Genomic DNA, 11864 nt, shown 5'->3' with positions numbered 1-11864 from the left:
TGGGCGGGACGGGCCGCGGAGAGGGCGGCGGAGACCGCGGCGACGCCCACGAGGGCGAGCGCGATCGAGCGGATCCCCCACGCCTTCGGGTGGCGGGGGGCAGGGAAGGAAAGCACGATATATCTCCGCAGAGGATGCTTGCCGCGATCGATCCGCGGCATGAACGAGGGCTGAACGCCCAACGGGCTGTCGGGCACGGACGAGGGGCGGCGCCGACGGCGCCGCCCCTCGCGTGCGATCACTTCGAGACGAGCGTGAGCGTCATCTTCGAGGTGTAGGTGCCGGCCGGAGCGTCGGACGGCGCCACGAGGGTCAGGTCCGCACCGAGCTTGGTCACGCCGACCCCCGAACCCGCCGCCGCGCTGGCGAACACGGAGGGGTAGACGGCCGAGCCGGCGGTCTGAGCCGCCGCCGGGACCACGCCGGTGGAGGTGGTGCCGGTCGGATTGACCTTGGGGCCCACACCGAGGTTGGCGGAGCTGAACGAGGCGGCATCGCTGGTGAACGCGGCGACCGTCTGGGTCAGCGTCCACCCCTTCTTGCTGACCACACGGTCGTCGGTCACCGTGACCTCGGGAAGGCTCGCGGTCGAGGTCGACTTGTTGTTGACCAGCTGGGCCTGACCGAACGTGGCCTTGGCACCCGCGGGCACCGAGAGCGACAGCGCACCGTCCTGCGGGGCGACCGTGGTGGCCTGCAGCGAGATGTCGCCCGAGGTGCCACCGGCCGGGGGCGTGGTGCCGCCGCCAGCGGGAACCGTCGCGGTGTAGCTCCACGACCCGCCGGGCTTGACCGTGATGTAGGCGAAGGACGCGTCCTCGACGATGACGCCGTTGTTGGACGTGAACGCCAGGCCGGCCGAGAAGTCGCCGCCGTTGGCCTTGACCGAGGCGTAGTTCGCGCCGGCCAGGTTGTTCAGCAGCAGAGCCGGCGTGAGGACCGTCTTCTTCGCGGGGTCGTTGAACGCGTTCATCTGGCTACCGAGCCACTTCGACGTGTCGCGCTCGCCGCCGCGGGGCGAGACGAAGACGAAGACGCCGGTGGCCTTGTCGGGGCCGGTGAACATCTTGTCGTAGTTCGAGAAGCCCTCGCCGACGGGGTACCCCGCGACGAGCTGGTCGAACGCGATGGCCTCGCCGTCTTTGACCAGGCTCTCGGTCGTGGCGTCGAAGATGTAGAACGGCTCGGTCGAGCCGGCGGGGGTGTTCGCCGCCTGGGCGGCCGTGACACCCGTGCCGACGAGCACGAGGGCGAGGGCCGCGGCAGCGGCGGCCTTCAGGGCGGAAGTGCGGAACATGAGAGTGTCTACCCTTTCGTTTTTCTCGATCAGCCCTGGGCGTACGCCGCGATGGGGGTGGTCGAGGAGGGGGCGAGGAAGCCGAACTTGCGCTTGACCGATCCGGGCGCCAGGGGCGAGTTGCCGAAGTTGGTCAGGCTGGTCAGCGACGTCGAGTTGACGAGGTTCGCGAGAACCGGGTCGTACGCGGCCGAGCCGGAGTAGGTGAACGTCGACTGCACGCGCGCGCGCTCGACGATCAGGTAGGTGTCACGGCCGAAGGTCGTGTTGGAGTAGTAGCTCGCGTTGGGGACGAGCGAGGGGGCCGTGCCCGTGAAGGGCGCGGCACCGGCGACGGGCGAACCCAGCTGCACGGTGGAGGCGGCGGCGACGGTGTTGACACCGGCGACGCTGTTGGCCTGGGCGATCCAGCTCGCGGCCGAGAAGGGGATGATCTCGCCGTCGCCGAGCACGGTGGCGTCGTTCTCGGGGACGGTGGTGTTGGTCGCGTCGGCGACACCCGAGGGCGTCGTCACACCGATCGCGTTCAGGAAGAACGTGCGGGTGCCCGACGACGTCTGCGGCAGGCGCGGCTTGACCGTCACGCCGTCGATCGTGGTGATGGTGCCCTCGTAGATGCCCTTGAGCTGCGCAGCGCTGAGCGTGGCCCAGGCGGCGGTGCCGCCCTTGTAGGCGTACGCGACCGCGTCACGAGCGAAGGGCACGTACAGCAGGCGGCCGTCGGCGTTCGCCGACGAGCCCGGACCGCCGGAGCTGCGGGCGATGTCGACCTGGCCGACGATGGTGCGGGCCGGGGTGACGTTCCCGCTGACCGACCAGTTGCCCCCGTCGATCGAACGGCGCAGGGCGTCGCGACCGGCGCCCGAGCCGTTGGGACGGGCGAAGAAGGGGCCGTTGGACTTGGCCTGGATCGCGGCCGACCCGAAGGCGTCGAAGTTGCCGATCGACTTGCCGTCGGCGAGGACGCGGACGTACGAGCCCGACGCGCTCGAACCGTTCGTCAGCGCGTTCATGGCGTCCTGGAGGGTGTCGGAGCCGACAGCCGCGTAGCTGTTCGACACCGGCTCGGCCGACGCGGTCGAGGCGATGCTCACGCCCGACAGCAGGAGGCCGACGGCCGCACCGAGGGCGGCGATCTTCTTGATCTTCACGGGTTACCAATCTGGAAGAGGTGGATGAGGTGTGATTTCGGGTGATGCACGGAAGGACAAGGACAAGCCCGGGTCAGCCGAGGCGACGCGGAAGTCTGGGGATGAGGAACACGACGCCGGCGGCGAGCGCCCCGGCCACCAGGCTGGCCGGCAGGACGGCGGGCAGACCGCCCACGCCGGGATCGGCGGGGGTCTGCGCCCCGGCCAGGGCGCCCGCGACGGCGCCCGACGCGACCGGGTCGGTGGCGCTCGCCGCGGCCCCCGCACCCGCGACGGCGGCGGAGCCGGTCGCCGACGCGTTACCGGCCGCGGCGGGGATGGTGCCCGAGGCGAGGGGCCCCGACGCGGTGGGGGCCTTCGTCGCGGCCGGAGCACTGGAGCGGACGAGGCCGCCCTGGATCACATTCGCGGCCACCACCGCCTGCTGGTGCCACGCATCGGGGATCGGGGCGTACCCCACGGGGAGCTGACCGACGCTCGTGCCCGGCTGCTGACCGTAGCCTGACGCGTACCGGATGAACGTGGCGTAGCTCGAGCGGGCCTTGGCATCCGTCATGTAAGGGTTCGCCGCCGCGTAGACCGGCAGGGTCAGCGGGTAGGCCGCGGTCGCGCTGCGCGCCGCGTCGGAGCCGAAGTCGAAGCTCACGGTCTGGGTCTGCGCCGTCGGCGACACCATCGCCGAGGCGGCGGCGAGCATCGAATCCGTCGAGACGGCGGTGAACTCCCCCGCCGGGTTCTTCAGGCGCGCCGAGACGATCTGATACTTCTCGGATGCCGCGCTGTCGGTCAGTCCGATGACCGCCTGCGATCCCTGCAGGCTGCGGGGCTCCTTGGTGTAGCGCGGCGGATTGCCGAGCTGGTCCCAGGAGCCGGAGATCTGCGCGTCGCCGCGGAGCGTGAGGTACCCCGAGGTGTCGAGGTCGTTCGTGTAGGGACGCCAGCCGATGACGTTGAGCTCGCCCGCCCCGCCCTTGACCGCCTCGCGCTTGGTGGGGTCGGACTTGGGGAAGGTATCGGTGGGCAGCTGCAGCGCCCCGTTCGGGTTGAGCTCGGGATTGGTGGAGCTGTACTTGTTGACCCGGGCGCCCCAGGGGTCGGGCTCGCCGTTGAGAAAGGCCCGCGCGTCGGGGTCGGCGAGCACGTAGTTCCACATCGCCAGGGCCACGTCGGAGCGACCCTGGGTGACGAGCATGTCGGACACGCCCACGCCCGCGATGGACTGATGGCGCCACTCGGGGTCGTTGATCGCCAGGAAGTCCTCGTCGAACAGCAGGTTGCGCGGGTTGCTGCCGAGGTGACGGCGATCGGTCTCGGTCGGCAGCGCGTCGACGTAGGACGACGTCAGGAGCTTCGCGATCAGGCGGGGCGTGAGGTTCATCGACGTGAACGGCAGGCCGGCGCGCCCCTTCTCTTCGTCGGTGGCCGTGGCCGCACTGGGGAAGCGGTCGATGGCGAAGGCGACCGTGACCGCGGACAGACCCACCGGGGCGTAGATCAGATCGTCCGCGCCCTCTCCCGTGTAAGGGCGGGACGTCAAGGCGAGCGGTGCCGACGTGGTCGCGAGGTTGGCGGCGGCCGTCGCGTCGGCCTCGTTGCTCGTGATCATGTTGTAGATGTCGCCGCCGTTGGCGCACAGCGCCGGCTGCCAGGACGAGATCGCCGACGACAGCAGTTCACTGCCCACGACCTGACGCTCGGCGGCGCCGATGCCGCAGGAGCTGCCGAGGGGGCGGAAGTCGAGCTTCACCGCGAGGTGGTGCTTCCAGCTGTCCCAGAACAGACCGGATTGATTGATGGACGACGACCCGTTGTCGGCCGTGCCGCGCGGGATGATGACGAGCCAGCACGACTGTCCGCGCGTGGTGCCGTCCGCCGATTCGACGGGACGGCCGCAGCCGAGGCCACGGGACTGCACCGCCGTCTGCACCTCGAACTTCGCGCTGCCCGTGCCGTCCGACCCCGAGCCCGCCCACGACACCTCGTTCGAGGTGTACTGCGAGAAGAACGGGTTCTGGTTGACCGGGACGCGGGGGCCGTCGACGAACTTCCCGTTCACGATGCGCTCGACCCGCTCGTTCTCGCCGTTGCGCACGGTGGAGGACGTGAAGGGGATCGCCGTCTCGCTCGGCTCGGTGACCCCCGTCCCCATGACCGTGTATTCCTTGTCCTGCGCGGGGATCTCGTATCCCCACTCGCGCGAGCTCACGCGCCCCCCGCCGAAGGTGCCGCTCGCGCCGTACTGGCAGGTCGTGCGGTCGGGGCGGGTGGGGTCGGACCGGTCGTCACCCCAGCACTGCATGATCTGCAGGAAGTTCTCGCCACCCGTCTGCTGGCTGGGCGGGGTGGAGCGTGCGGCGTTCTTCCACGAGACCGTGATGCCCTGGGCACCCAGGCCCCTCGTCTGCGAGACCGAGACCTCCAGCCCGGGGAACGGCGCGTTCGCGGCATCCGGGTCGTACGCCGCCGCCGTCACGGTGGTGGCGCCCAGGTCTGCGGCGTCGTCGGCGGATGCCGCGGGCGCGGGGAGCGCTCCGCCCGACATCGCGGTGAAGACGATGCCGGCGACGGCCGCGCCGGCCAGGACCGAGAAAAGGCCGCGGCGGGGGCGGTGATGAGGTGCTCGAGAACGCACGGTGTCCCCTGTTCTGCGTCGACGGGGCGTGTCGACGGGTCGAAAGTATGGGCGGGTCATGACGGGGGGATGAACGAGCCGTCAACGACGTCTCGCGCGGGTGTTGCGGAGGGAATTTGTTCAAAAAGCCCTGTTCGAGGCGATTTCGGGCACGCCGGACACGCCTGCCAGAACAGGCGTGGTCGGACGGGCTCAGCGTCCGGAGGACCGCCGGGGGCGACGCATCAGCAGCGGCGGGACGACGATCGCGCCGGCCAGCAGAACGGCGGCCACAGCCATGAGCACCGCCGGGGCTCCCGGAACCGGATCAGGGATGGAGAACGGTGCGGATGCCGCAGCCCGGCCACCCCCGGCGGCCGCCCCCGAGAGCAGATTGCCGTTCGCGTCGTACACCGCCTCGGTCGACGCCGCAGCCGGATCGGCGGCGGTCGCCGCGGCAGCGCCGGCGGCGGCCCCCGTCGCGGTGGACGCCGCAGCCCCGGCCGCGGAGCCGCCGTCGCCCGATCCGGTCACGTCGGTGTCGGTCCCGGCGGCACCGGCCGTTCCGCTGACGCACTGGTTGGGGCCCTGCTTGTCGCAATCGGCCGGCTGCGGAGCCGTCTGCGCCAGACGGTTGTTATCGAGCGAATCTCCGGGCTGGAAGGTGGGGTTGTTGCACGAGTTGATGTCGACGGTCTCGCCCTTCGCCCCCGGGATGCGCGTGATCTGCTCCGCTCCCGCCTGGACCAGGTTCATCGGCAGCGGGGAGTACCCGAGCTGCTCCGCCTGCTGCTGCCCCTCGCACAGCACGTACTTGGCGAACGCGCCGAGCGTGCGGCCCTTGTCCGCATTGAACGTCCCGCCCTCCTGCGTGGGGACGATCATGTACGAGTAGCTCGACAACGGGTAGGTGCGGGGGTCGGCGTTGTTGTACACACCGTCGAGGATCTGGGTGAGGTAGTCGGCCGACGACGTGTTGGTGTTGATCTGCGCCTTGAGCATGGCGACGGCGACCGAGGACGCCGTGGGCTCGATGTAGTAGCCGGCGGCGTTGAGCACCTTGGCGACCGGGAAACCGGACTTCAGCGCGTACGAGTACTCGACGTACGTGATCGCACCCTCACCGTAGTTCTGGCCGACGTAGGCGGCGACGCCGAGCGAACCGCTCTGCAGCGTGGCGCCGAGGTTGTCGGGGAACTGCGAGGTCATCCCGGTGGTCCAGATGTCGGGATGCTGCTTGCTCATCCACATCGTGAACTGGGCCGTCGACCCCGAGCCGTCCGAACGGGCGACGCGCTGGATCTGCTTGTCGGGCATGGCCAGGCCGGGGTTGTCGGCCTGGATCGCCGGGTCGTTCCAGTTGGTGATCCGACCCGCGAAGATCTTGGCGACCGTGGCGCCGGCCAGGCGCAGGTTGGTGACGCGCTTGCCGCCGATCTTGAGGTTGTACATGAAGGAGGTGCCACCGGCGACGATGGGCATGTAGGCGTACCCGCCGGCCGGGGGCTTCTCGGGCTGCGCGCCCTTCTCGGTCGGCTGCAGCTGGAAGGGGATCTCGCTGATGGCGAAGTCGACGGTGCGGTTGATGAAGTCGTTGCGTCCCGCGGTGGAGCCGAGGCCGCGATAGTCCACGGTCATGGCGTAGTTGGACTGCACGTTGCGTCGCCACTGGTCGAGGGCGTTCTGCGACCAGGTCGAGCCGGAGCCCGAGATGTTGGCGTAGGGTGCGTCGGCGGCGACGGCGGCGGGCGCCGCCCCTCCGGCACCGACGACACCGGCGACCAGGAGCGCCGCGAGAGCGGTCGCGACGAGGCGGATACGGCGGGGGATCACGGGTTCTCCTGGGCGGGGCTCGGGTGGGACGAAGGCGCGGTGCGCGGGGGATCGTCGACGGTCGTCTCGGACGGGGATGCCGGGGCGGCGGCGGTCGCGGCGACCCCGGCCGTCGCGGCGCGGCGCTCGATGCGGGCGAGGTCGTCGAGTGAGGCGGCGGCCCGCGCGCGGCGACGACGCGGGCTCAGCTGACCGGGGCCCTTGCCGCCGATGGCGCGGGCGACGACGAACAGCACGAGGACGAGGGCGATGAGGGTCGCGGCGGCGCCGAAGCCGCGGGCGATCATCGTGGGTTCGGGTGATTTGACCATGTCGAACACCTGCAGCGGCAGCGAGATCATCGCCCCCTGAAAGGGGTTGGTGTTCATCACCGCGGTCACCCCCGAGGTCAGCAGCACGGGCGAGGTCTCGCCCACGCCGCGGGCCGTCCCGAGGATCACGGCGGTGGCCAGTCCCGACCGCGAGGTCGGCAGCACGACCGTCCACACCGTCCGCCAGCGCGAGGCGCCCAACGCATACGAGGCCTCGCGCAGGTTCCCCGGCACGAGGCGCAGGACGACGTCCGAGGCGCGGATGATGATCGGCAGCATCATCACGGTGATGGCGAGGGATGCCGCGAAGCCCGACCTCTCCTGGGTCACCAGCGTGATGACGGCGGCGTAGATGAACAGGCCCGCGACGATCGACGGCAGCGCGGTCATGGCATCCGAGATCGTCCGGACGAAGCGGGCGAAACGCCCCCCGATCTCGTTCATGAACACCGCGGTGGCGATGCCGAGGGGGACCGCGATCGCGAGCGCGATGGAGATCTGGATGAGCGTGCCGACGATGGCGTGGGCGATGCCGCCGGTGGTGAGGGGGTCGAGCGGGCCGGCGAACTTCATCGTCTCGACGAAGAAGTTCAGGTGGGTGACGGCGTCGAACCCGCGGATGAGGGTGAAGACGACCACGAACACCAGAGCGGCCAAGAGCAGGGCGCCCGCGCTGTACAGCAGCGCCGTCATGACCCGGTCGGCGACCTCGAGACGGTCGGCGCGCAGGATGATCAGCAGCGCATAGATCGCGATGAAGGCCAGGTAGGCGACGACCGCCCAGCCGATCGCGCCGGTCATCGGCGTCAGCCAGCCGAAGAGCAGTGTCGCGACGGCGAGCGCGGCGACCAGGGCGCCGATCAGGTTGAACCGTTCCTCGGCCGGAACCCCGCGGACGCGGCGCCGGGGTCCGATGGGTTCCGTCCCCGGATCGGGTAGGACGGTCCGGCCCCGGCTGGGCGTCCGCACCGACGCGGTGGTGAGCACGCGGGTCACGTCGTCGCGGGCGAGCTCGCGGGCGGGGACGAGGGTGGCATCCATGGTCATGTCATCCCTCGCTCTGCGCACCGGAGCGCGATCGGGCCACGATGGAGGAGGCGGTGAAGTTGATGATCAGGGTGATCACGAACAGGGTGAGACCCGCTGCCATGAGGGCCGAGAGACCGAACTGGCTGGACTCGCCGTACCGCAGGGCGATGAGCGCCGAGATCGAGTTCGATCCCTTGCTCAGCACCTCCCAATTGATGGTGAAGATGGGCGAGATGATCATGTACACCGCGATCGTCTCGCCGAGGGCACGACCCAGGCCCAGCATGGTGCCGCCGATGATCCCCCCGCGACCGAAGGGCAGCACGACCGTGCGGATCATCCCCCAGCGGGTCGACCCCAGGGCGAGCGCCCCCTCGCGCTCGCCGATGGGAGCCTGCGAGAAGGCCTCGCGCATCACCGAGGTCTGGGTCGGCGCCACCATCAAGGCCACGACGATCCCGGCGATGAAGGCCGACGACGTGAACTCGCCCGCGGCCGTCGTGCGTGCGCCGTCCGGATCGGTGACGGCGAAGATCGGGATCCAGGCGAAGTAGTACGAGATCCACTGCGCGACGGGAATCACCGCCGCCTGCAGGAAGAACACCCCCCACAGGCCGTAGACGACGCTGGGGACGGCGGCCATCAGGTCGACGAGGGTGATGAGCGCCGACCTCAGGCGGGGGGCGGCGACCTCCGAGATGAGCAGGGCCGTCCCCAGCGCGAGCGGCACCGAGAAGGCCATCGCGACGAGCGCGATCGACACGGTGCCGAACAGCACGGCGACGATCCCGAACGAACCGGCCTCGGGGTTCCATTCCTGCGTCCAGAAGAACGACGGCCCCGCGACGGCCAGGGCCTCGCTGCTGCGCAGCCCCAGGAACACGCCGACGGCGAGCATGATCGCGACGGTGATCCCGCCGGCCGCGTAGCAGGTGACGCGGAAGATCGCGTCGCCGCCCGAGGGGCGCGTCCGCAGCGCACGGGGGGCGACGTCCGAGCCCGGCACGGTCGGTGAGGGTTCGGCGGCGCGCAGCAACTCGGTGAGCTCGTCAGGACCGGCGCTGGTCATGCTGCTCCCCTCGGTGGGCGCGCGTGACGGCGCGGGAGGATGGTCTCATCGGGCTTCCTGAGAACACGGACCGGCGGCGGGTTCCGTCCGGATCCTCGACAGCGTGAGGGCCGAAGGTGAACGACGGGCCACGAGTCGAGGAAGGACGCTTGGCCGTGGTCTGATCGAGGCCGAGACGCTCACGGCGTCGGCTCCCCGGTGGGTGTGGGGGTCGGGCGCGACGGCGAGGGACTCGTGGTGGGTGCGGGCGTGGCCGGATCGCCGGCGAGGACGAGCGTGACCCGCGCGCCGCGCTGCACGCGCGTGCCGGCCGCGGGCTCGGCATCCATCACCGTCCCCGCCGGCAGCGCCGCGGTCGGCACCCGTCTCAGGGCGATCTCGAGACCCGCGGATGCCACGGTGTACTGCGCGTCGTCGGCGCCGCGGCCGCGGACGTCGGGGACGACCGTGAAGCCGCTCGCGATCGTCAGCGCCACGGCCGTTCCGGGCGGCACCCGCTCGCCCGGGGCGGGGGTGAGGGCGAGGACCGTGCCCGCCGGGCGGGGATCGTCGGAGGCGAGCGGAGAGGCGGCCGCACTCAGGCCCGCGGCGGCCAGGATCGCGCGTGCCTCGTCCAGACTCGTTCCCGCCACGTCGGGGACGGCGACACGGATCGGCGACGCCTCGGCGACGGGAGTGGCCGTGGCGATCGGTGGTGTCGACGTCACCGGCACGGCTGCCGTGGCGATCGCCGTGGGGACGACCTCGGCATCCTGCGCCGCGACGGGACCGCCGCGGGGCACGAGCGCGAAGACGAGAGCCGCGATCAGCACGGCGGCCCCCGACAGCAGAGCCCAGAGCACCGGCGATGCCCCCGCGGTCCTCGCCGCGCGGACCGGCTGATCCACGACCCCGGCGGCGAGCACCCGGGTCGCGGCGGGCGGCGGGGACGACGCGAACCGTCCGGGCGCCACCGCGGAGCGCTGTGGACCGGCCGTCGCCGCGAGCAGAGCCGTACGCATCTCGGTGGCGGTCGCGAACCGGTCGTCGGGGTGCTTCAGCAGAGCGCGCACGACCACCCGGTCGAGGGCGGCGGGCACACCCGGGACACGGACCGAGACGGTGGGGGGCACCGCCGCGAGGTGCGCGCGAACGGTGTCGTCGGTGCGGGCTCGCACGAACGGCGGCTCTCCGACGAGCGCCGTGTGCAGGAGACCACCCACCTGATACAGGTCGCCCGCGACGCCGACGGGTTCGCCGCGCAACTGCTCGGGTGAGGCGTAGGACGGGTTGCCGACGATCCTCGGCTCCCCCCTCCCCCGTTCCCCCTCCTCACCCAGGAGCACATCGCCCGCTCGGGTGGTGCGCCCGGCGACGTCGGCGAGACCGAAGTCGATCAGGCTCACCTCCGAGATCCCGCCCGCGGCGTCACGGAGCACCAGCACGTTCGACCCGGACACGTCGCGGTGCACCAGACCCGCTCGGTGAACGGCATCCAGGGCATCGAGGACCAACTCGATCACGCGCGCCGCGCGGGACACGGTCAGCGGCCCCTCGGTCCGGACGATCTCGGCGAGGGTCGACCCGGGCGCGAAGGACCAGGCCGTCCAGATCGCCTCGCCCGGGTCGTCGCCGATCGCGATCACGCGGGGGATACCGGGATGCTCGACGCGCCGCGCCCGCTCCGCCTCGCGCAGGAACGCGGCTCGCGCGCCGGGGGCGGGCGCCACGTCCGGGTGGAGCATCTTCAGCGCGACGAGTCCCCCCGCCTCGACGTCGAACGCCTCGTAGACCGAGGCGGTTCCGCCTGAACCGAGCAGCCCGCGCACCCGGAAGCGTCGACCGACCAGAGCGGAGCCGTCGACCGTCACCGGATCGTCCCGGGGGGCGATCCGACGGCCGACGTCTCAGCCAAGGAGGTCCATCGGTTGGCGCGTCTGCCGGTAGCGCCGGCCGGACCGCGTACCGATGTTGACCACCCGGGTGATGGCCGCCCCGCCGAGGTGCGTGCGGGTAGCCCGCGCGGCGGCGGCGGCCTCACCCGGCGACTCGTACCATCGCGAGCACATCAGCACGGGCTCGCCGTCGAGACGCAGAGCCCACCCGTGTCGCGTCGACAGATCGCCGCGCACGGTGGTGGGCGAGAGGTCCGCCGCCCGCTCGCGCAGGTGCTCGGCGTCGGCCCAGGCGTGATCCGGAGACGCGTGCAGCGCCGTCCCCCGCGCCAGCTCCCGGTTGTTGGTCGCGAGCAGGCGCCAGACACCGTAGACGCCCGCCCCGGGCGTACCCTCGGCGGAGCGGATCTGGGGGGATGCCGCCGTGGGGAGGATGCGTGCGCGAAACGACAGCCACGACGTCAGCATCGGGTCGGTCGCCGAGCGGAAAGTGTCGAAGACCACGCGCGCGGGCGCGGCCGGTCGTACGGAGAGCATCTCGCTCACGGAATGGGCCCCTGTCTGACGGACCTGCGCACCGGGTCTTCGGGTCACCCGGCGCTGTTCCGCAGAGATGAAAGTGGCGGTTCCGCGTGGACGCGACGGGAGCAACGGGTGAACGAGCGGTTCACCACCCCTCAACGCTTTCC

At 71.3% G+C, this 11864-nt stretch carries 8 protein-coding genes; all 8 read right to left on the bottom strand.

Annotation, left to right across the window (positions count from 1 at the left end; translation table 11 throughout):
• Positions 1–238: 238 nt before the first annotated feature.
• The 8 genes from QZ433_RS05080 to QZ433_RS05045 all read right to left on the bottom strand — a co-directional run bounded on the left by QZ433_RS05080 (position 239) and on the right by QZ433_RS05045 (position 11721).
• Positions 239–1297 carry a hypothetical protein gene (locus tag QZ433_RS05080; protein WP_295780406.1) on the bottom strand — a complete coding sequence of 353 codons (1059 nt, stop codon included), beginning with the start codon at positions 1295–1297 and terminating at the stop codon, positions 239–241.
• A gap of 29 nt (positions 1298–1326) precedes the next feature.
• On the bottom strand, positions 1327–2448 hold the full coding sequence (locus tag QZ433_RS05075) for a substrate-binding domain-containing protein (protein ID WP_295780404.1): 1122 nt from the start codon (positions 2446–2448) through the stop codon (positions 1327–1329).
• Positions 2449–2521: 73 nt separating this feature from the next.
• Entirely contained in the window at positions 2522–5080 is a 2559-nt protein-coding gene (locus QZ433_RS05070; protein ID WP_295780403.1) for a hypothetical protein, read from the bottom strand.
• Positions 5081–5272: 192 nt separating this feature from the next.
• Complete coding sequence (gene pstS / locus QZ433_RS05065; protein WP_295780401.1) at positions 5273–6892, bottom strand: phosphate ABC transporter substrate-binding protein PstS; 1620 nt, start codon at positions 6890–6892, stop codon at positions 5273–5275.
• A complete protein-coding gene (pstA, locus tag QZ433_RS05060) occupies positions 6889–8244 on the bottom strand; it encodes a phosphate ABC transporter permease PstA (RefSeq protein WP_295780398.1) in 1356 nt (451 codons plus the stop codon). Before pstA ends, pstS begins: the two co-directional genes overlap by 4 nt.
• A 7-nt stretch (positions 8245–8251) precedes the next feature.
• On the bottom strand, positions 8252–9301 hold the full coding sequence (pstC, locus tag QZ433_RS05055) for a phosphate ABC transporter permease subunit PstC (RefSeq protein ID WP_295780396.1): 1050 nt from the start codon (positions 9299–9301) through the stop codon (positions 8252–8254).
• Positions 9302–9480: 179 nt separating this feature from the next.
• Positions 9481–11151, bottom strand: a complete 1671-nt coding sequence (locus QZ433_RS05050; protein WP_295780394.1) for a PASTA domain-containing protein — start codon at positions 11149–11151, stop codon at positions 9481–9483.
• Between the two features lie 36 nt (positions 11152–11187).
• Positions 11188–11721 (bottom strand): hypothetical protein, encoded by a 534-nt coding sequence (locus QZ433_RS05045; RefSeq protein WP_295780392.1) that lies wholly within the window; start codon positions 11719–11721, stop codon positions 11188–11190.
• Between the last annotated feature and the right edge of the window lie 143 nt (positions 11722–11864).

The organism is uncultured Microbacterium sp. (genome assembly GCF_913776565.1).
Taxonomy (GTDB): domain Bacteria; phylum Actinomycetota; class Actinomycetes; order Actinomycetales; family Microbacteriaceae; genus Microbacterium.
The sequence above is the reverse complement of the archived record's forward strand: the minus strand, read 5'-3'. Positions and strand labels throughout refer to the sequence as shown.